This is a genomic window from Corallococcus sp. AB045, from assembly GCF_003668895.1.
Lineage (GTDB): Bacteria > Myxococcota > Myxococcia > Myxococcales > Myxococcaceae > Corallococcus > Corallococcus coralloides.
Window position 1 is genome coordinate 1 of record NZ_RAWN01000154.1, and the last position, 23,737, is coordinate 23,737.

The window sequence follows — 23,737 nt, forward strand, 5'->3', positions numbered from 1 at the left end:
GCCCCTCCCCCTCCCGGCCGCGAGGACGCTCCTCGTGGCGATATCGAGGAGCGCGTGGCCGCGCTGTGGCGCGACCGTCTGGGCCTGGAGTTCGTGGGCCGCCATGACGACTTCCTGGAACTCGGCGGCAACTCGCTGACGGCCGCGCAGCTGCTCAACCAGCTCCGTGAGGCCTTTGGCGTGAACCTGCCGCTGGCCGCCCTCTTCGAAGCGCCCACCGTCGCAGGCATCGCGGATCGCCTGGAGCCCCTGCTGCTCCAGGCGCCCCAGGCTCCTGTCTCCACGGAGCTTCCGCTGGTGCCGCTGCCTCGTGACGGCGGCGAGCTGCCGCTGTCGTTCGTGCAGGAGCGCGTCTGGCGCCTGGAGCAGCACCTGCCCGGCCTGTCCGCGTACAACCTCCCGTTTGTCCTGCGGCTCGAAGGCGACCTGGACGCGGACGTGATGGAGCGCGGCATCCAGGAGATCGTCCAGCGCCACGAAGCGTTGCGCACGACCTACGACACCGTGGACGGCCGCCCCGTGCAGCGCTTCCACCCGCGCATGCGCGTGCCCCTCACCCGCTTGGAGCTGCGCGGCCCCATGGAGACGCGCGAACCCGAGGCGCTGCGCCTCGCCCGCGAGGACGCCGCGAAGCCGTTCGACCTGGTCCACGGCCCCGTGCTGCGCACCACCCTGGTCCGCCTGGACTCGAAGCAGCACCTGTTGATCGCCAGCATCCACCACATCGTCAGCGACACGATGTCCATCGCCCTGTTCGTCCAGGAGCTGGGCCAGCTCTACGACGCCTTCATCCAGGGCAAGTCGTCTCCACTCAAGCCGCTGCCCCTCCAGTACGCGGACTTCGGTGCATGGCAGCGCCGTGGCATCACGAGCGGCCGTCTTGCCGAACAGGACCAGGGCTGGCGGCAGCGGCTGGCCGGCATGCCGCGCCGGTTGGATCTGCCCACCGACCGGCCGCGCTCCAACGAGCCCCTCATCTCCTCCCAGCGCATGACGCTGGACTTCCCGCCCGCGCTCGCCCACGCGCTGGTGGCCTTCACGCGCCGCGAGGGCTTCACCGGCTACATGACGGTGCTCGCCGCGTGGCAGACGCTGCTGCACCGCTACAGCGGCCAGACGGACGTCGTCGTCGGCACGCCCATCGCCAACCGCACGCGGCCGGAGCTGATGCCGCTCATCGGCTACGTGGCGCACTCGGAGGCGTTCCGGACGCGCTTCACCGAAGGTCTCACGTTCCGCGAGCTGCTGGCCCAGGTGCGAGGCGAGGTCGCGGACGCGCAGACGCGTCCGGACGTGCCCTTCGAGTACCTGGTGGAGGCGCTCATCCCGGGCCATGACATCGGCCGGGGGCGCATGACGGACTCCGTGTTCGTCTACCACACGGGCGCGAGCTCGTCGGAGACGCTGGAGCTCATCGGCCTGCGCGCCACGTTGGTGGATGTACCGGGCACGCCCGTGCAGTGGGGCTCCACCCTGAGCGCGCTCACCCTGGTCCTTTTCGAGTCCCCCACCCGCGTCCACGGCGCGCTGGAGTACGCGTCGGACCTGTTCGACGCCGCCACCACGGCGCGGCTCATGGAGCACTTCCAGGTGCTGCTCGGCGCCGCGCTCGCGAACCCCGACACGCAGGTGGCGCACCTGCCGCTCGCCACGGATGACGAGCGCCGCGCCTGGCCTACGCCTCGCGCCACGCCGGGGCTGGTCCCCGTGCCCACTGCGCTCGCGGATCGGCGTGCGCGCCACGCGGATGCCACTGCCCTGTCCCAGGGAGAGACGCACTGGACCTGGGCGGAGCTGGGCGCCCGTGCGGACGTCATGGCCGCGAAGCTGAAGGCCCTGGGCGTGAAGGCCGGAACCCCGGTGGCCGTGTGCCTGCGCACGTCGCCGGAGAAGCTGGCCGCGCTGTGGGCCGTGCTCGGCGCGGGCGGCGCGTGCGTCGCCCTGGGCCCGTCCGACTTGAGCCACCTGCCCGTGTACGCGCCCGAAGGTGCTCCGGTGCCGGTGCTCGTCACCACGCGCGCGCTGGTGGCCTCCGTGCGCGTGGACGCGTCACGCGTCGTCTACGTGGAGGACGTCCCTGCCGCCACCGAGGCCCATGCCACCGCTGCGCACGTGGAACCGCACGCCCTGGCGTGGCTGCTGCCCACGGGCCGAGGTCAGCCCGCGTGGGCCCTGGGCCACCGGGAGCTGGCGGAGTTCTTCACCGGCCTGGACACGCGGCTGTCGCCCCCGGACGGCGGCGCGTGGCTGGCCGCGAGCGAGCCGTCCTCCGACCGTCCGGAGCTGGAGGCTCTGTGGGCGCTCACGCGCGGCCTGCGGGTGGTGTTCCCGCCGGAGCGGATCACCGCTCGGCTGGTGAGCCTGGGCGATGGGGGGCCTCGCGCGAAGGCGATGGACCTGAGCCTCATCTACTTCGCCAACGACGAGGACACGCTCCAGGGTCCCAAGTACGAGCTGCTGCTGGAGGGCGCGAAGTTCGCGGACGCGAACGGCTTCTCCGCGGTGTGGACACCGGAGCGGCACTTCCATTCGTTCGGCGGTCTGTACCCGCAGCCGGCGGTGGTGGCTGCGGGCCTGGCCACCGTCACGAAGCACCTGCGCCTGCGCTCCGGCAGCGTGGTGCTGCCGCTGCATGATCCGCTGCTCATCGCGGAGCAGTGGTCCGTGGTGGACAACCTGTCCCAGGGCCGCGTGGGCCTGTCCGTGGCCACCGGCTGGCACACGCAGGACTTCACCTTCGCGCCGGCCAACTACGAGAAGCGCCGCGACATCCTGCTGGAGAAGCTGTCCACGCTGCGCGCGCTGTGGCGCGGCGAGCGCTTCAAGCGTCCCGCGGGTGCGGGCAGCACGGCGGAGGTCGGTCTGCGCCCGAAGCCGGTGCAGAAGGAGCTGCCGGTGTGGCTCACCGCCACGGGCAACCCGGAGACGTTCCGGATGGCGGGCGAGCTGGGCGCGGGCGTGCTCACGGGCCTGCTGTCGCACACGCTGGAGGAGCTGAAGCAGAAGGTGGCGCTGTACCGCGACGCGTGGCGCCGCAACGGGCACCCGGGCCGCGGCCACATCACCTGCATGCTGCACACGTACCTGGGCGACGATGAACAGGAGGTGCTGCGCACGGTGCGCCAGCCGCTGCTCGGCTACTTCCGCAGCTCGGTGGACATCAGCACTTCGCTGCTCCAGGCGCAGGGCATCACCGACGTCCAGAAGCTGTCGCCGGACGACATCAACGCGGTGCTGGAGCGCACGTTCGAGAACCACGCGAAGAACACGGGCCTGCTGGGCACGGTGGACAGCGCGCTGAGGCGGCTGCGCGACGTGCGCGCGGCGGACGTGGACGAGGTGGCAGCGCTCATCGACTTCGGCCTCGACACGCCAGTGGTGCTGGAGGGCCTGCGCCGGCTGGCCGTGGTGCGCGAGCGCATGGACGCGGAGGCCGCCGCCCGCCAGGAGCAGGTGCTGGTGGAGGCCGAGGCGGGCGTCGAAGGACTGCTGGAGCTGGCGCGACAGTCCGGCGCGGTGCTGCTGCATACGTCGGCCCGTCTGGCGCGTTCGCTCAGCGAGCTGCCCGGAGCGCGTGAGTCCCTGGCCCACGTAGGCGCGCTGGTGTTGGAGGGCGCGTCGGTGGAGCTGGGCGCGGCGCTGCACCGTGCCGCGGGCGTGGAGGTGTGGCTGTCCGGTGATGCCCAGGAAGGCGCGCTGCTGCCGCGCACGTTGGCGGAGCGCATCCCCGCGAACCTCCAGGCCTGGGTGCTGGACGCGGCTGGTCAGCCCGTGCCCGCGGGCGTGGTGGGTGAGCTGGCCCTCGCGGGCGCGGGGCTCCCCTCCGCGCTGTGGCGCGCGGGTGATGAAGAGCACCGCCGCCTGGTGCCGCACCCTCGCGAGGCCTCCGCGAAGCTGTTCCGCACCGGCCGTCACGCCCGCTTGCGCGGGGACGGCCGACTGGAGCCCGTGGCGTCACCGTCGCGGCTTCCGCCTCCGCCCGTGGCGCGTCCCGCCGTCGTGGAAGCGCCGCGTCCGGTGGCGCCCGTTACCCCGGCGGTGGTGAACATGGGCCCGCCGCCCATCCCGCGCGTGAGTCGGGATCAGCCGCTGCCCCTGTCCTTCGCGCAGCATCGCCTCTGGTACCTCCAGCAGCTGGAGCCCACGAGCAGCGCGTACAACAACCCGGCCATCTTCCGGCTCACGGGCGAGCTGGACAGCGCCGCGCTCCAGGCCGCGCTGGACATGATGGTCGTCCGCCACGAGGTGCTGCGCACCACCTACTCCCTGGAGGGCGACCATGCGGTGCAGGTCATCCATCCGCCTCGCGGCTTGTCGCTCCAGCGCTGGGACGCGCCCGGCGACACGCCAGAGGCACGGGAAGCGGCGATGCACCGCTTCTGCCAGGAGGCCGTGCGCCAACCCTTCGATCTGGAGAAGGAAGTGGTGCGCGGAGCACTGCTGCGCCTGGGGGACCGGGAGCACGTGCTGTTCGTCACCTTCCACCACGCGGTGTCCGACGCGTGGTGCACCATGGTCATCGCGCATGAGCTGACGGTGAACTACACCGCGTTCCGCGCGGGCCAGCCGTCGCCGCTGCCGGAGCTGCCGGTGCAGTACGCGGACTACGCCGTGTGGCAGCGCGCGTGGCTGGAAGGCGGCGAGATGGAGAAGCAGGTGGCCTGGTGGAAGGACCACCTGTCCGGCGCGCCTCCGCTGGAGCTGCCCACGGATCGGCCTCGCCCGGCGGTCATGTCCTACGCGGGCGCGCGGTACACCTTCCTCCTGCCGTCGGAGGTGTCCGCGCCGATGCTCGCGCTGGGCCGCAAGCACGGCGCCACGACGTTCATGGTGCTGATGGCGCTCTTCCAGACGGTGCTGTCGCGCTACTCCGGCCAGGAGGACTTCGTGGTGGGCACGCCCATCGCGGGCCGCACGCGTCCCGAGCTTGAATGGCTGATGGGGTGCTTCATCAACACCCTGCCCTTCCGTTCGCGGCTGTCCGGCATGCCGTCGTTCGTGGAGCTGCTGGGCCGCGTGCGCACCCAGGCCCTGGAGGCCTTCGCGCACCAGGACGCTCCGTTCGAGCGCGTGCTGGACGCCATGGAGCTGCCGCGCGACCTGAGCCGCACCCCGCTGTTCCAGGCGAGCATCAACCTGGTGAACACGCCGGAGGGCAAGGCCCGCCCGGCGGGGCTGGAGCTGACCCAGGTGGAGGTGCCGACCGGCACGTCCAAGTTCGACCTGGGCATGGAGGTGGTGGAGGGCCGCGCCGGCTTCAGCTGCAGCCTGGAGTACGCCACCGCCCTCTTCGACGCGTCCACCATGGAGCGCCTGGCCGGGCACATGGTGACCCTGGCTCGCGAGGTGGTGGCCCATCCCCAGATGCCCGTCGCCCTGCTGCCGCTCATGGATGAGACGGAGCGCCAGCGGGTGCTGCGCTCCTGGAACGACACCTTCCGGGACATCCCGCGCGAGGCCGTCCTGCCGGACCTCTTCGCCCATCAGGTCGCGAGGCGGCCGGACGCGGTGGCGGTGGAGTTCGGGGACGCGCGCCTGACGTATGCGCAGCTGGACGCGCGCACGAACCAGTGGGCGCACCTGCTGCGTGAGCGCGGCGTGGGTCCGGACGTCCTGGTGGCGGTGTGCCTGGAGCGCTCGCTTGAGCTCATCGTCTCCCTGCTCGCCATCCTCAAGGCGGGCGGCGCGTACGTGCCGCTCGACCCGAGCTACCCGGCGCCGCGCCTGGCCGCGATGCTGGAGGACGCGCCCGCGAAGTGGGTGCTCACCACTCGGTCGATGCGCGAGGCGGTGTCCCTGCCGCAGGGGATTGAATCCGTCTTCGTGGAGGAGCTCGGCGCCGCGGACCTGCCCACGGCGCCCGTGGTGTCGGGAGTGCGTTCGCGCCACCTGGCGTACGTGGACTTCACGTCCGGCAGCACCGGGCGTCCCAAGGGCGTCGCGGTGGAGCACCGCGCGGTGATGCGTCTGTTGCACCACCCGGCCTTCGTGGACATGAGCGCGGGCGAGACGTTCCTCCACGTCGCGCCCATCTCGTTCGATCCGGCGACGCTGGAGATCTGGGGGCCGCTGCTCAACGGCGGGCGGCTGGTGGTGTTCCCGCCCACGTCGCCGTCGGACCTGGAGGTGCTGGCGCAGGTCATCCAGCGTCACGGCGTCACGTCGATGATGCTCACGGCGGGCCTCTTCACGCAGGTGGTGGACCTGAAGCCGGAGGCGCTGCGCGGCGTGCGCAGGCTCATCTCGGGCGGCGACGTCATCCCGCCCGTGCACTCGCGCAAGGTGCTGGAGGCGCATCCGGGCCTCACGTTCCTGGCCTGCTACGGCCCCACCGAGGCGACGGTGATCGCCTCCGTGCACGAGATGTCCGACCCCGCGCGTGTGGAGACCCCCGTGCCCCTGGGCCGGCCCATCACGTGCACGGAGCTGTACGTCCTGGACGCGCACGGGCAGCCGGTGCCCCCGGGTGTCCCGGGCGAGCTGTTCATCGGCGGCGAGGGCCTGGCGCGCGGCTACATCTCCCGGCCGGACCTCACCGCGGAGCGCTTCGTCCCCCACCCCTTCGCTTCTTCACCCGGTGAGCGCCTCTACCGCACGGGCGACCTGGCGCGCTGGCGGCCGGACGGGGTGCTGGACTTCCTGGGCCGCACCGATCACCAGGTGAAGGTGCGCGGCTTCCGCGTCGAGCTGGCGGAGGTGGAGGCCGCCCTGTCCGCGCACCCAGACGTGCGCGAGGCAGTGGCCGTGGTGCGCGAGGACGCGCCCGGAGACAAGCGGCTCGTGGCCTACGTCGTCCCCGCGTCCGTCCCCGAGCCCGAGGTCCTGCGTGAGTTCATGCGCCAGCGGGTGCCGGACTACATGCTGCCGTCGGTGTTCGTCGCGCTGGAGTCCCTGCCGCTGACGGCGCAGGACAAGGTGGACCGCAAGGCGCTGCCCGCGCCGACGGGTCAACGCGATTCGCGCCGCGAGTACGTCGCGCCGCGCACGCGGCGGGAGCAGGCGCTGGCGCAGGTGCTGGCGCAGGTGCTGCGCGTGGATCGCGTGGGCCTGGACGACAACTTCTTCGCGCTGGGCGGCGACTCCATCATCAGCCTCCAGGTGGTGGCCCGGGCGCGGCAGGCCGGAGTGCGGTTGCAGGTGAAGGACCTCTTCCAGCACCCCACCCTGGGCGCGCTGGCGGCCGTGGCTCGCGACGGTGAGGCCACTCTCGCGGAGCAGGGCCCGGTGGTGGGCGACGTGCCCCTCACGCCCATCCAGGTGGACCTGTTCGAGCGGGAGCCAACGTATCCGCACCACTTCAATCACGCCCTGCTGCTCAAGACCCGTCAGCCGCTGAAGGCCGACCTGTTGCAGCGGGCGCTCCAGGCGCTCGTCACCCATCACGACGCCCTGCGCCTGCGCTACGTCCACGCCGAGGACGGCACGTGGCGCCAGGAAGGCATGGCGCCCGTGGAAGCGCTCCCCGTGCTCCTCCAGGTGGACCTGTCCATGCTGCCTCCGGAGGCCCGGTCCGCCGCGATGGAGCAGGAGGCCGCGCGTCTCCAGGCGGACTTCAACCTGGCGACACCGCCGTTGGTGCGCGTGGCGCTGTTCCACTTCGGTGCCGGTGAGCCGCAGCGCCTGCTGATCATCATCCACCACCTGGTGGTGGACGCGGTGTCGTGGCGCATCCTGGTGGAGGACCTGGAGGCGGCGTACCTCCAGCTCCAGTCCGCCCGCGCCCCGGTGCTGCCCGCGAAGACGACGTCGTTCCAGTCCTGGGCGCAGCGGCTCCAGAAGCACGCCCTGTCTGACGAGCTGGGAGCGCAGGAAGCCTTCTGGCAGGAAGCGCTGCGTGGCGACGTGGCCCCGCTGCCCGTGGATGGCCCGGGCCCGTACACGTACGCGTCACGAAGCAGCGTCGCGGTGGAGCTGGACGCGGAGGAGACGCGACAGCTGCTCCAGGAGACGCCCACCGGTTGGCGGGCGCGCATCGACGACGTGCTCCTGACCGCGCTCGGGCGGACGCTGGGCGAATGGACGGGGAAGCCGGACGTCCTCATCGACCTGGAGGGCCACGGCCGCGAGGAGCTGTTCGCGGACGTGGACGTGTCGCGCACCGTGGGCTGGTTCACGTCCGTGGCGCCGGCGCTGCTGCGGCTGCCCAAGGGCGGATCACTGGGTGACGGCCTGCGCGCCGTGAGGGACTCGCTGAAGGCGTGGCCCGGCCGCGGTATCGGCTTCAACCTGCTGCGCCACCGCGGCCCCCCGGAGACGCGGGCCCGGCTGGCCTCGCTGCCCCGGGCGCAGGTGGCGTTCAACTACCTGGGCCAGCTGGACGGCACGGCCGCCGCCAGCACCCTCTTCACCATGAGCGACGAGCCGGTGGGTCCCATCGTGGAGCCCCGAGCCGTGCAGCCGCACGCGCTGGCCGTGGACGGTTCGGTGTTCCAGGGCCGGCTGCGGATGACGTTCGGCTACAGCCACCAGCAGCACCACGAGGCGACGGTGCGCGCGCTGGCGGAGCGCTTCCTCGGAGTGCTGCGCGAGCTCATCGCCCAGCGCCATTCGGAGGACGCGCGGCGGCGCACGCCCGGCGACTTCCCGCTGGCCCGCCTGTCCCAGGCCGCGCTGGACGCGGTGCTCGCGGCGCAGGGCCCCACGGTGGAGGACCTGTTCCCGTTGTCCCCGCTCCAGGAGGGCATGCTCTTCCACGCCCTGAATACGCCGGAGGCGGCCTACTACTTCGAGCAGGCCGGGTGGTCGAGCCACTCGGACGTGGACATCGCGCTGCTCCAGCGGACGTGGCAGACGGCCGTGGACCGCAACCCCATCCTTCGCACCGCGTTCGTGTGGGAGGGCCTGGAGTCGCCGCTCCAGGTGGTGCATTCGCACGCCACGCTGCCGTTCATCATCCACGACTGGCGCCACCTGCCGGAGGCGGAGCAGCCGGCCGCGTTGGCGAAGCTCACGGCGGAGGACCGCGCACGCGGCTTCGACGTGTCGCGGGCACCGCTGTCGAGGATGACGGTGGTGCGCCTGGGAGACGCGCGGTGGCGCTTCCTCTGGAGCCATCACCACCTGCTGATGGACGGCTGGAGCATGGGCCTGTTCTTCCAGGAGGTCTTCGCGCTCTACGACGCCGTGCACGCCGGGACGGCGCCGCCGCCCGCGGGCCGGCCTCCGTTCCGCGACTACATCGCGTGGCTGGACCGCCGCGACGCGGTGGAGGACGAACGCTTCTGGCGCGACCAGCTCGAGGGCCTGACGGCGCCCACGCCCCTGCCCTCGGCGCGGCCTGCGTCCCTGGTGCGGCCCACGACATCCGAGAAGCGGCCCGACGTGAAGGTGACGCTGCCGGCGCCCGTCACGGCCGCGCTGGAGGCCTTCGCGCGGCGGCATCAGCTCACGCTCAACACGCTGACGCAGGCGGCCTGGGCGTTGGTGCTGGCGCGCCACGCGGACACACGCGACGTACTCTTCGGCACGACGCTCTCGGGCCGTCCGCCGGAGCTGCCGGGCGCGGACGCCATGCTGGGCCTGCTCATCACCACGCAGCCGGTGCGCATCACGTTGCCCGCTGACGGTGAGCCGGTGCTGCCGTGGCTCCAGTCGCTTCAGGCGAAGCTGCTGGGCATCCAGCAGCACCAGTACGCGCCGCTGGTCTCGACGCACGGCTGGAGCGACATCCCCCGGGGACAGCCGCTCTTCCAGTCGCTGTTCGTCTTCGAGAACTACCCGTTCGACGCGTCGGTGTTGGGCCGTTTCACCGCGATGGACCTGCGCGACCTGGAGTTCGGCGACAGCACGAACTACCCGCTGTCGGCCACCGTGGTGCCGCGCGAAGAGCTCCAGCTACAGCTGGTCTACGACGCGGGCCGCTTCGACGCGGACGCCGTGCGGCGCGTGTTGGGCCAGTGGCGGCAGGCGCTGGAGGAACTGCTCCAGCCGGACGCCCGGCTCGAGGATGTGTCGCTGCTGCTCGTGGAGGACCGCACGTGGATGCTGCGCACCGGCAGCGGCGGCGCCATGGACTTCGAGCGCGACGCCACCCTGCATGCGCGCTTCGAACGGCAGGCCGCCGCGACGCCGGACGCGGACGCCGTGGTGTTTGGCGGGACGACCCTGACCTTCCGGCAGCTCAACGCGCAGGCGAATCAGCTCGCCTGGCACCTGCGGTCGCTGGGAGTGGGCCCGGAGGTGATGGTGGGCCTGTGCCTGGAGCGGTCTGCGGAGGCCATCGTGGCGTTGCTGGCGGTGCTCAAGGCCGGAGGCGCCTTCGTGCCGGTGGACCCATCGGCCCCAGCCGCGCGCAAGTCGTTTGTCCTCAAGGATAGTGGCGCGAGCGTGCTGGTGACCACCCAGGCTCTGCAAGAAGCGTGGCACCCAGAGGTGCCCCATCTGGTGCGGCTGGCCGCAAAACCTGTCGGACAGTCGGACAGGTTCGTGGAGGCCGGTGAGGTCGCAGGAGGCACACAACCTGTCGGACAGTCGGACAGGTTTTCGGAGAACCTGCCGGCAGCGGCGGGCCCGGCGAACCTGGCGTACGTCATCTACACGTCGGGCTCCACCGGTACGCCGAAGGGCGTGATGGTGCAGCACCGGTCGGTCCTCAACTTGCATCAGGCGCTGACCCGCGGCCTCCACGCGGGCCTGGCACAGGGACAGCGCGTCACCGTCAACGCGCCGCTGCACTTCGACGCATCCATCGCCCAGGTGGTCCAGTTGCTGGGTGGCCACTGCCTGCACGTCGTCCCGCAGGACGTCCGGCAGGACGCGGAGGCGATGGTGGCGTGGTTGGAGGGCCAGCGCATCGACGTGCTGGACTGCACGCCGTCGCAGCTGCGCCTCATGCTGGCCGCGGGCCTTCTCGAGCGCGCCCATGTGCCTGGAGTCATCTCCGTCGGTGGCGAGGCGGTGGACGAAAGCTCCTGGCGCCAGCTGCGAGCATCCAACCGGACGCGGGCGTTCAACGAGTACGGCCCGACGGAGTGCACGGTGAACGCGGCGGACTGGCGCATCCAGGACGCGGCTCAGGAGACGCCCGTCATGGGCCGGCCCCTGGCGAACCTGCATGCGTACGTGCTGGACGCGCACCAGCGGCTGGTGCCGGTGGGAGCGCCGGGCGAGCTGTGCATCGGCGGTGAAGGCGTCACGCGCGGCTACCTGAACCGTCCGGACCTGACGGCGGAGCGCTTCGTGCCGGACCCGTTCAGCGCGGAGCCTGGCGCGCGGCTCTACCGCACGGGCGACAAGGCCCGCTGGCGCGAGGACGGCACGCTGGAATACCTGGGCCGGTTGGACTTCCAGGTGAAGCTGCGCGGCTACCGCATCGAGCCAGGCGAAATCGAAGCCGCGCTGCGAGCGCACCCGGACATCCGGGACGCGGTCGTCCGCCTCCACGACGACCGGCTCATCGCCTACGTCACGCCCCAGGTGGACACCGCGCCCCTGCGTCAGCAGCTCCGGCGGACCCTGCCGGAGTACATGGTGCCCGCCGCGTTCATCGCGCTGGGCGCCCTGCCCCTCACGCCCAACGGAAAGGTGGACCGCAAGGCGCTGCCCGCGCCGGAGGCCACCCCCGCCCAGGTGCGCGTCGTCGAACCGCCCGCGACGCCCACCGAGGCGACGCTGGCCACGCTGTGGAGCGAGGTCCTGCGCGTCCCGGCGGTGGGCCGCCATGATGGCTTCTTCGAGCTGGGGGGCCATTCGCTGCTGGCCACGCAGCTCGTCTCGCGGGTGCGCGCGCGCTTCGGGAGGGAGCTGCCCCTGCGGGCCCTGCTGGAAGGGCCCACCGTGGCGGAGCTGGCGCGCCGCATCGACGCACTCCAGCCGTCCCAGCGGGAAGAAGCGTCCGTGCCCGTGCTGCCCTCACTGAGCCGCGTGGAACGGCCGGACGTGCTGCCGTTGTCCTTCGCGCAGCAGCGCCTGTGGTTCATCGAGCAGCTGGGCACCGCGGGGACCGCCTACAGCCTCCCGTCCCTGCTGGACCTGGACGGCTCGCTGGATGTCATCGTCCTGCTGGCCGCGTTCGACGAGCTGGTGCGCCGCCACGAAGCGCTGCGCACGACCTTCCGTTCGCACGAAGGCACGCCGTCGCAGGTCATCCACCCGCCGTTCCCCATGCCCCTGAGGAACGTGGATCTGTCCGCGCTGCCCACGGCGGAGGCGCGCGAGGCGGAGGCGTCGCGGCTGGCGCTGGAGGAGGCCCGCACCCCGTTCGACCTGGAGCAGGGCCCGCTGTTCCGGGGGCTCCTGATGAAGCTGGGGCCCACGAAGCACGTGCTGCTGCTCAACACGCACCACATCGTCACCGATGGCTGGTCCACCGGCGTGCTGGTGCGGGAGATGGGCGCGCTCTACGCGGCGTTCGTGGCGGAGCAGCCGTCACCCCTGCCGGAGCTCACGGTGCAGTTCGCGGACCACGCCCTCTGGCAGCGTGCCTGGTTGCAGGGCGCCGTGTTGGAGTCGCAGCTGGCGTACTGGCGCGGCCAGCTGGAGGGCGCCGCGCCCTACCTGGAGCTGCCCACGGACCACCCGCGTCCGGTCCGTCAGGAGGCCTATCGCGCAGGCGCCCGGACCTTCGTCCTGTCGCGGGAGCTGAGCGAAGCAGTGGAGGCGTACGCGCGGCAGGTGTCCGCCACGCCCTTCATGGTGCTGCTCGCGGCCTTCCAATTGATGCTGCACCGGTACTCCGGGCAGGAGGACGTGCTCGTGGGGGCGCCCATCGCGGGCCGTCGCCACGCCGAGGCGGAGTCGTTGATCGGCTTCCTCGCGAACACCCTCGTGCTGCGCACCCGGGTGCGCGGGTCGCTGGGCTTCCGGGAGCTGCTGGAGCAGGTGCGCGCCACCACGCTGGGCGCGTACGAGCATCAGGACCTCCCCTTCGAGAAGCTGGTGGAGGCGCTCCAGCCGGAGCGTGACCTGGGCCGCTCGCCGCTCTTCCAGGTGACGTTCGCGCTCCAGAACGCCCCCATGCCGCAGCTGGCGCTGCCGGGGTTGAAGCTCAAGGCCCGGGAGCCCTTGAAGGAGTCCACCCTCTTCGACCTGCAATGCGAGCTGACCCGGGGACCGGACGGCTTCGAGGGCGTGCTGGGCTTCAACCAGGACCTGTTCGAGCCGGCCACGGTGGCCGGCATGGTGGAGCACCTCCGCGTACTGCTGGAGTCCGCGCTCCACTCGCCGGACCTGCGGCTGCCGGAGCTGCCGTGGTTCTCGACGGCGGAGCGCCAGCGGCTGCTCACGGACTGGAGCGGCACCGCTCGCGACTTCCCACGTGACGCGTCCGTGGCCGCGCTCTTCGCCGAGCAGGCCGCGCGCACGCCGGACGCCCCGGCGCTGAAGACCGGGGAGCGGCGGATGTCCTACGCGGCGCTGGAGCGCGCGTCGAACCAGCTCGCGCACCACTTGCGGCGCCAGGGCGTGCGGCCCGGCCATCGGGTGGGCCTGTGCGTGGAGCGCTCGTTCGAGAGCATCACCGCCCTGCTCGGCATCCTGAAGGCCGGCGCGGCCTACGTGCCGGTGGACCCCCAGTTCCCCGCGGATCGCATCACGTGGGTGCTGCGCGAGGCGGGCGTCAGCCTGCTCGTGACGGAGGGGGCGGTGGCCCACGGGCTGCCGGCCGTGACGGACCTCCAGGTGCTGCTGGACGTGGACGCCGCCGTCATCGCTCGGCAGCCCGAAGCGGCGCTGGAGCTGCCGGTGTCTTCGGACGCGCTGGCCTACGTGATGTTCACGTCGGGCAGTACCGGCCGGCCCAAGGGCGTCAGCGTTCCGCACCGGGGCATCACTCGCCTGGTGCGCGGCGCGGACTTCATTCACTTCGGGCCCGAAGAGGTCTTCCTCCACCTGGCGCCCATCTCGTTCGACGCGTCCACGCTGGAGGTCTGGGGCGCGCTGCTGAATGGCGCGACGCTGGTGGTGCCCCCCGCGGGCGCGCTATCGCTCGGGGACATGGGAGCGCTGCTGCGGCGCGAGGGCATCACCACCCTGTGGCTCACCGCCGCCCTCTTCGAGCAGATGGTGCTCCACCAGGGCGACGCGCTGGCCCGGGTGAAGCAGGTGCTGGCGGGCGGCGACGTGCTGCCGGTGGAGCGCGTGCGCGAACACCTGAAGCGGCTGCCCCCGGGCGCGGTGCTCGTCAACGGCTACGGCCCCACGGAGAACACCACGTTCTCCGCCACGCACACGCTGCGCGCCGGAGACGCCGTGGGCCGCTCGGTGCCCATCGGCCGGCCGCTGTCGAACTCCACGGCGTGGGTGCTGGACGCGACGCTCCAGCCCGTGCCGCCGGGCGTACCGGGCACGCTGTACGTGGGCGGAGACGGACTGGCCTGGGGCTACCTCCAGCGTCCGGACCTGACGGCCGAACGCTTCATCCCCCACCCCTTCGCCACCGAACCCGGAGCGCGCCTCTACGACACGGGCGACCGCGTGCGCTGGCTGCGCGACGGGACGTTGGAGTTCCTGGGCCGCACCGACTTCCAGGTGAAGCTGCGAGGCTTCCGCGTGGAGCCGGGCGAAGTCGAAGCCGTGCTGCGCCAGTCGCCGGAGGTCCAGGAGGCGGTGGTCGTGGTGCGCGAGGACGTGCCCAACGACAAGCGCCTGGTCGCCTACGTCGTGAGCGGCGAAGGCCTGAACACGGGAGCGCTGCGAGCGTCCGTGCAGAAGCAGCTGCCGGACTACATGGTGCCGTCCACCATCGTGGTGCTGCCGAAGCTGCCGTTGAGCGCCAACGGCAAGGTGGACCGCAAGGCCCTGCCCGCGCCGAAGGCCCGGGTTGCGGACTCCGCATCCGCCACGCCTCGGAGCGAGCTGGAGAAGGCGCTCGCTGGCATCTGGGCGGAGGTGCTGCACCTGGACACCGTGGACATCCACGGCAACTTCTTCGCGCTGGGTGGGCACTCGCTGCTGGCCACGCAGGTGGTGGCGCGCATCCGTTCATCGCTGGGCGTGGAGCTGCCGCTGAGCGAGCTGTTCCGGTCGCCCACGGTGGCGTCGCTGGCGGAGCGGCTGGTGAACGCGCGCCGCACGCAGGCCCCGCCGCTGGTCCGTGCCGAGAGGACGTCCGCGCCGCCGTTGTCCTTCGCGCAGCAGCGGCTGTGGTTCGTCGACCAGCTGGAGCCGGGCAGCCCGCTCTACAACATGCCGCTGGCGCTGAGCCTCACGGGAGACCTGGACGTGGAGGCGCTGCGAGGGAGCCTGGACGCGCTGATGGCGCGCCATGAATCCCTGCGCACCACGTTCCGCATGGAGGCAGGCAAGCCCGTGCAGGACATCCACCCGGAGGGCCACGTCCCCCTGGAGTTTGTGGACCTGAGGGGCCTGGGCAGCCGCGCCGCGAAGCAGGCCGAGGCCCGGCGCATGGGACTCGCGGAGACGCTGCGCCCGTTCGACCTGACCCGCGGGCCGGTGATCCGCGCGCTGCTGATGAAGCTGGACGCGCGCGAGCACGTGCTGGTGCTGCACCTGCACCACATCGTGTCCGATGGCTGGTCGCTGGGCATCCTCGTGCGGGAGCTCACGGCCTTCTACGAGGCCCGGTGCGCGGGCCGTTCCGCCGCCCTGCCGGAGCTGCCGGTGCAGTACGCGGACTACGCCGTCTGGCAGCGCGGCTGGCTCCAGGGCGGCGTGCTGCAAGCGCAGGTCGAGTGGTGGAAGAACCAGCTGTCCGGAGCCCCCTTCGTGTTGGACCTGCCCACGGACCGGCCGCGGACGGCCGGTGCGGATCGGCGCGGTGGGCGGATCCGGGTGTCACTGCCTCGCGCCCTGAGCGAGCGTGTGGAATCGCTGGCGCAGGCCGAAGGCACCACGCCCTTCATGGCGCTGCTGGCGGCGTTCCAGGCCGTGCTGTCGCGAGCGTCCGGACAGGACGACGTGCTGGTGGGCTCGCCCATCGCGAACCGCCGGCACGCGGAGACGGAGGGCCTCATCGGCTTCTTCGTGAACATGCTGGTGCTGCGCGGCCGCTTCAGCGCGAAGACGACGTTCCGCGAGCTGCTCGCGCAGCTGCGCGCCACCACGCTGGGCGCGTACGAGCACCAGGACATCCCGTTCGAACACCTGGTGGAAGCGCTCCAGCCCGAGCGCGACCTGGGGCGCACGCCGCTGTTCCAGGCGATGTTCGCGCTCCAGAACGCCCCTCTTCCGGAGCTGGCGGTGCCCGGCCTCACAGTGGCGCCGGCCCACCTGGAGGGTGAAGCCCCATCGCAGTTCGAGCTGGCCCTGAACCTGGGCCGCTCCGCGGATGGCTACGAGGGCCACCTGGGCTACGCGGCGGACCTGTTCGACACGGCCACCATCGAGCGGCTCTTCGCCCAGCTGCGGCGGTTGCTGGAGGCCGTGTGCGACGCGCCGGACCTGCCGCTGGCGGACGTGTCGCTCGTCTCGCCGGAGGAGCTGGTGCGGCTGGTGCGCGTGGGAAGCGGCGAGCTGGTGGACTTCGAACGGGACGCCACGCTGCACGGCCTCATCGAGCGGCAGGTGGCGCGCACCCCGGATGCCCCCGCCGTCGTGTTCGAGGCGTCGACGCTGACGTACCGGCAACTCGCCACGCGGGCCAACCAGCTCGCGTGGCGGCTGCGCTCGCTGGGCGTGGGGCCGGAGGTGAAGGTGGCGCTGTGCCTGGAGCGCTCGGTGGAGGCCATCGTGGCGCTCCTCGCGGTGCTCAAGGCGGGTGGTGCCTTCGTCCCGCTGGACCCTGGAGCCCCGCCCGCGCGCAGGGACTTCGTGCTGAAGGACAGCGGCGCGGCCGTACTCGTCACGACCGAAGCGGCCTGCGGGGATTGGAGCCCCTACGGCGTCCACGAAGTGTGGCTGGACGTGGAGCAGACCGGCCTGGGTGCCCTCTCGCATGAGCCCCTGCCCGCCCTGACGGGCCCGGAGCACCTGGCGTACGTGCTGTACACGTCCGGCTCCACGGGCAGGCCGAAGGGCGTGATGGTGCAACACCGCACCATCCTCAACATGCACCGGGCCTTCATCCGCGCCTTCTACGCGGGCCAGCCGCGTGGACAGCGCGTCAGCGTCAACGCGCCGCTGTACTTCGACGCGGTGATGGACCGCGTGGTGCAGCTCATCGACGGCCACTGCCTCCACATCGTCCCGGACGCGCTGCGTCTGGATCCGGAAGCGATGCTCGCGTGGCTGGAGCAGCACCGCATCGACTCGTTCGACTGCACGCCCGCGCAGCTCAAGCCGCTGCTGGCGGCTGGGATGCTGGAGCGGGCCTGGGTGCCGCCCCTCGTGATGATGGGAGGCGACGCACTGGACGCGGAGTCGTGGAGGAAGCTGGCCGCGACGGACCGCACGCGCGTCTTCAACGGCTACGGCCCCACGGAGTGCACGGTCTGCACGGCGGGCGTCACCATCCAGGGGAGCCTCCGCACGGAGCCCTTCATCGGCCGGCCCGTGGCGAACCTGAATGCGTACGTGCTGGACGCGAGGCAGCGCCTGGTGCCCTTCGGCACGCCGGGAGAGTTGTGCTTCTCCGGCGAAAGCGTCACCCGCGGCTACCTGGGCCGGCCGGACCTGACGGCCGAGCGCTTCGTGCCAGCCCCCTTCAGCGCGGAGCCCGGAGCCCGCCTCTACCGCACGGGCGACAGGGGCCGCTGGCGGCCGGACGGGACGTTGGAGTTCCTGGGCCGCATGGACTTCCAGGTGAAGCTGCGCGGCTACCGAATCGAGCCAGGCGAAATCGAAGCCACGCTGCGCACGCACGCGGGCGTCAGTGACGCGGTGGCCCTGGTGCGCGAGGACGTGCCGGGCGACGCGCGGCTCGTGGCCTACGTGGTGACGGAAGGCGACACGGAGGGACTGCGCGAGCACCTGCGCCGGCACCTGCCGGAGTACATGGTGCCGTCTGCTTTCGTCACCCTGCCCGCCCTGCCGCTGACGCCCAACGGCAAGGTGGACCGCAAGGCGCTGCCCTCACCGGAGGCGCGGCTGCGTGCCGCGCGCTCGTATGAGGCCCCCGCGACGCCCGCGGAGGTGGCCCTGGCCTCGCTGTGGGAGGAGCTGCTGAACGTGCCCGTGGTGGGCCGCAACGACCACTTCTTCGAGCTGGGTGGCCACTCCATCCTGGCCACGCAGCTGGTGTCCCGCATCCGCGCCCGCTTCGGAGTGGACGTGGGCGTCCGGGCGCTGTTCGAGTCCCCCACCGTGGCGGCGCTCGCCCAGCGGCTGCCGGATGCACCGGAGGCCAACGCCCTGCCGGCGCTGCGTCCCGCGACGAGCCCCGGTCCGCATCCGCTGTCGTTCGCGCAGCAGCGGCTGTGGTTCATCGACCAGCTCGACCCGGGCAGCGCGCTGTACAACATGCCCACTGCGCTGCGGCTCTCCGGCGCGGTGGATGTGCCCGCGCTACGGCAGGCCTTCGACGCTCTGGTGCAGCGCCACGAAGCGCTGCGCACCACCTTCGAGTCCCACGACGGTGAACCCCGCCAGCACGTGCACCCCGCCCCCACCGGAGTCCTGTCGGTGGTGGACCTGACGGGGCTTCCTGACAACGCACGTGAGGCGGAGGCGGTGCGGCTCGCGAGCGAGGACGCGCTGAAGCCCTTCGACCTCGCCGTGGGTCCGCTGGCGCGCCTCACGCTGCTGAAGTTTGGCGAAGAGGAGCACGTGCTGCTGTTGTGCATGCACCACGCCATCGGCGACGGCTGGTCCATGAGCATCCTGGTGCGCGAAGTCACCGCGCTCTACGAGGCCTTCCGGCAGGGTCAGCCCTCGCCGCTGGCCCCGTTGCCGGTGCAGTACCCGGACTTCGCCGTCTGGCAGCGCGGCTGGCTCCAGGGCGAAGTGCTGGACGCGCAGCTTGCGTGGTGGACGCAGCAGTTGGCCGGAGCCCCGCAGGCCCTGGCACTGCCTACCGACAAGCCGCGCCCGCCCCAGCGTTCAGCCAGGGGCGCCACCTTCCCGGTGCGCCTGTCACCCGCCTTGAGTGAGGCGGTCGAGGCCCTGGCCCAGCGCGAAGGGGGCACGCCCTTCATGGTGCTGCTCGCGGCCTTCCAGACGCTGCTGCACCGGTACTCCGGGCAGGAGGACCTGCTGGTGGGCACGTCCATCGCGGGCCGTCGTCACGCGGAGACGGAGAGCCTCATCGGCTTCTTCGTCAACACGCTGGTGCTGCGCGCACGGTTCGATGGTCGTCCGTCGTTCCGCCAGCTGTTGTCGCAGGTGCGCGCCACCACGCTGGGCGCATACGAACACCAGGACATCCCCTTCGAGCGCCTGGTGGAGGCGGTGCAGCCCACGCGCGACCTGTCGCGCACGCCGCTCATCCAGGCCCTCTTCGCGCTCCAGAATGTGCCGGACGCGGAGGTGCGCCTGCCGGAGCTGACGCTGCGCCCGGTGGAGGTGGACCTGGCCTCGACGAAGTTCGATCTGGACCTGAGCATGGCCCGCACGGAGCGGGGCTTCGAGGGCACCCTCTCCTACGCCACGGACCTCTTCGAACCCGCCACGGCCCGCCGGCTCTCGGAGCACTTCCTCCAACTGCTGGAAGCCGCCGTCGCCCGGCCGGACGCGAAGGTGGACAGCCTGCCCCTGCTGACGGCGGAGGAGCGCCAGTGGGTGCTGGAGGAGTGGAGCGGCGAGACGGCTCCCTTCGAAGGCGACGTGCCCTTCCACACGCGCTTCGAACAGCAGGTGACGCGCACGCCGAAGGCACCCGCCGTGGTGATGGGCGACACGACGGTGTCCTTCCACCAGCTCAACGTGCGCTCGAACCAGCTGGCGCACTACCTGCGCTCGCTGGGCGTGGGGCCGGATGTGCCGGTGGCGTTCTGCCTGGAGCGATCGCCGGAGGCCATCGTCGCCATCCTGGGCATTCTCAAGGCGGGCGGCGCATACGTGCCGCTCGACCCGGCGGCCCCTGAAGCGCGCAAGGCCTTCATCGTGGAGAACAGCGGCGCGGCCGTGCTGCTGACCACCCAGGCGCAGGTGGAGTCGTGGCAGCCGCCGGCGCGGCACGTGGTGCGGCTGGACGCGGACGCGCGGCGCATCGAGTCGTCCTCGCCGGGCAACCCGCGTTCGGGCGTGCGGCCGGAGCATCTGGCCTACGTCATCTACACGTCGGGCTCCACGGGCACGCCCAAGGGCGTGATGATCCAGCACCGCTCGCTGGCGCACCTGCGGCGCGCGATGAACGAGGCCTGCTTCGACCGGGCGTCGTCCCGGCCGCTGAGGGCAAGCGTCAACGCGCCGTACTTCTTCGACGCGTCGGTGCAGCAGCTGTCGCTGATGCTGGACGGCCACTGCCTGTTCCTCGTCCCGGAGGCCGTGCGGCGGGATCCGGAGGCGATGCTCGCGTGGGTGGCGCAGCACCGCATCGACGTGCTGGACACCACGCCGTCGCAGTACCAGCTGTTGCTGGAGGCGGGCCTGCTGGAGCGCGAGCACGTGCCGGCGCTCTGCTCCATCGGCGGTGAGGCGATGGACGAGGTGACGTGGCGCACGCTCGCGGCGACGGAGCGGACCTGGGCCTTCAACGCCTACGGTCCGACCGAGGTCACCGTGAACGCGACGATCGCCGCCATCCAGGGCAGCCCCATGCCCACGCCCGTCATCGGGCGCCCGTTGCTGAACCTGGACGTGTACGTCCTGGATGCGAACCTGAACCCCGTGTCCGTAGGCGTCCCGGGCGAGCTGTACATCGCGGGCGAGGGCCTGGCGCGCGGCTACCGCAACCGGCCGGACCTCACGGCGGAGCGCTTCATCCCCCATCCGTTCAGCACGGAGCCCGGGGCGCGGATGTACCGCACGGGCGACCGGGTCCGGTGGATGCAGGATGGCACGCTGGAGTACCTGGGCCGGGTGGACTTCCAGGTGAAGCTGCGCGGCTACCGCATCGAGCTGGGGGAGATCGAAACCGCGCTGCGTGCATCTCCGGGCGTCCGTGACGCGACGGTGTTGCTGCGTGAGGACGTCCCCGGCCTCCCGCGACTGGTGGCGTACGTGACGCCGGAGGTGGACACCGCGACGCTGCGAGGACACCTGCAGCGTTCGTTGCCGGAGTACATGGTGCCGGCGGCCTACGTCGCCCTGCCCGTCCTGCCGCTGACGCCCAACGGCAAGGTGGACCGCAAGGCGCTGCCCGCCCCCGTGGACGGCCCCGTGAGCATCGAGACCCACGTGGGCCCCAGGAACGAAGTCGAGGCGCGGATCGCGGCGATCTGGGCGGAGGCGCTGGGCGTGTCCACCGTGGACGTGCGCACCAGCTTCTTCGAGCTGGGTGGGCACTCGCTGCTGGCGGTGCGGCTGATGGCGGCGGTGCACCGGGAGACGGGCCGGAAGCTCCCGCTGTCGGCGCTCTTCCAGGCCCCCAGCGTGGAGCGGTTCGCGGTCCTGCTGGGTGAGACCGAGCCGAAGCTCTTCACGCCGCTGGTGCCCTTCACGAAGGAAGGCACGGGCAGCGCGCCGCCGTTCTTCTGCGTGCACCCGGTGGGAGGCAACGTGCTGGCCTACGCGGAGCTCGCGCGCAGGCTGGGACCGGATCAACCCTTCTACGGCCTCCAGGCCCGAGGCCTGGACGGAACGGACCAGCCGCTGGACACCGTGGAGGCCCTGGCCGCCAGCTACGTGCGGGTGGTGCGAGGCGTCCAACCCCACGGCCCGTACCACCTGGGTGGCTGGTCCCTGGGCGGCGTCATCGCCTACGAGATGGCGCACCAGCTCCGCGAAGCAGGTGAGGCGGTGGAGCTGGTGGCGATGATCGACTCGTACGTGCCTCAGACGGTGCCGGACTCGGATCCGGACCTGGACCGCACGCTGGCGGTGGGCCTGTTCACGCAGGACCTGATGGGCGTGTCGCTGGCGGACCTGGACGTGGACACGGCGGAGCTGGCGACGCTGGAGCCTGAAGCGGCGCTCGCGAAGGTGCTGGAGTCCGCGGCCCGGTCCGGAGCGCTGCCGCCTGGAGTGGACGCCTCGGCCCTCTTCCAGGTCTTCGCGGCGAACCTCGAAGCGGCCCGGCGCTACCACCCGCCCGCGATGGAGCAGCGCGTGCTGCGAATCCAGGCGGAGGAACTCGTCGATGATACGGGCACGGGAGACGGAGGCTGGACGGCGCTCGTGGGGGACCGGCTGGAGTCGCACCGCCTGCCGGGCACCCACTACACGCTGCTGCGCGATCCGGTGGTCCAGTCGGTGGCGGAGCTGCTGACGAAGGCGCTCCGCGACGCGAGCAAGAAGTAACGCAGGCGCCGCGAGCACCTGCGGTCTACAACGCAGTCCCCCCGCTCCCTCCGTCGAGGGGGCGGGGTCCATGAACCGAGTCACTGGCGCACTGCGCTGTTTCTTGCGTGCTCAGGCCCGCGCGTTCACCGCGCGTGAGTAGAAAGGTTTCATGGGGTGGTTGAACGGGCGGCTCGGCCACGCGTGAAGGCATGTCGAGTCCCCGCTCCCCGAGTGGGCTGGCGTCACGAACCCGCCGGGTTTCGTCACCAGGAGTGCCGAGGAATTGAGCACTCGGGCTGCTATTAAGTGTCGGCGGTTTTTCGACACATGGATGGCCCCCCGTGCACGACTTCTCGCGAACCCTTCCTGGCGGCCTGCTGAAGCTTGTCCAAGGGCCGTCCGCCCACGCTCCGCTCTACACGTTCCTGGGTGACGCCGACGGTGAAGAGACCGTCTGGAGCGCGTTCGAGCTGGACGTGCGAGCGCGACGAATCGCGACGGCGCTGCGTGAGCGAGGCGCGCAAGGCGAGCGCGTGTTGCTGCTGTACCCGCCGGGGCTGGACTACATCGCGGGCTTCTTCGGCTGTCTGTACGCGGGAGCGGTGGCGGTGCCCGCGTATCCGCCGGACCCGATGCGGCTGGAGCGCACCCTGCCCCGCCTGCGGGCCATCATCCAGGACGCTCGGGCGTCGGTGGTGCTCACCACGTCGGGCATCCTCGGGCTGTCGGACTTCGTCTTCGAGCAGGCGCCGGACTTCCGCGCGCTGCACTGGATGGCGACGGATGAGTTGCCGGAGGGCGGCGAGCGGGACTGGGTGGCGCCGGAGGGCCTGGGCGCGGAGTCGCTCGCGTTCCTTCAGTACACGTCCGGGAGCACGGGCACGCCGAAGGGAGTGATGCTCACGCACGGCAACCTGCTGCACAACCTGTCGCTCATCCACGGTGCGTTTGGAGCACGTGCGGACAGCGTGGGAGTCATCTGGCTGCCGCCGTACCACGACATGGGGCTCATCGGCGGCATCCTGGAGCCGCTGTACGGGGGCTTCCCGGTGACGTTGATGTCGCCGATGTCCTTCCTCAAGAGGCCGATGGCGTGGCTGGAGGCAGTGTCGCGCTTCGGAGGCACCATCAGCGGCGGGCCGAACTTCGCGTTCGACTTGTGCGTGAGGAAGAGCACGCCGGAGCAGCGGCGGGCGCTGGACTTGAGCCGGTGGGAGGTGGCGTTCTGCGGCGCGGAGCCGATTCGCCCGGAGACGCTGGAGCGCTTCGTGGAGGCGTTCGGCCCCAGTGGCTTCCGGCGCGAGGCCTTCTACCCGTGCTACGGGCTGGCGGAAGGCACGCTGATTGTCTCCGGAGGCGAGAAGTCGGCGCCGCCGGTGTCGGTGACGATTGCAGGTGCGGCGTTGGAGCGGCATCGCGCGGAGGAAGTGGGCGCGGCGGAGTCTGGTGCGCGCCCGCTGGTGGGGTGTGGCCAGACGCTGGCGGAGCAGCGAATCGCCATCGTGGACCCGGAGACGCTGGAGCGGCGTGGGCCTGGGGAGGTGGGCGAAATCTGGGTGTCGGGGCCGAGCGTGGCCCAGGG

At 71.7% G+C, this 23,737-nt stretch carries 2 protein-coding genes; both read left to right on the plus strand.

Annotated features, from left to right (window positions below):
* Positions 1-22,173: non-ribosomal peptide synthase/polyketide synthase (locus D7Y21_RS29550; protein WP_121717129.1), on the plus strand; the 22,173-nt coding region annotated here is incomplete at its 5' end.
* A 323-nt stretch (positions 22,174-22,496) separates the two neighbouring features.
* Positions 22,497-23,737, plus strand: a 1,241-nt coding sequence (locus D7Y21_RS29555) for a fatty acyl-AMP ligase (RefSeq protein WP_233612325.1), incomplete at its 3' end; no start/stop codon positions are given.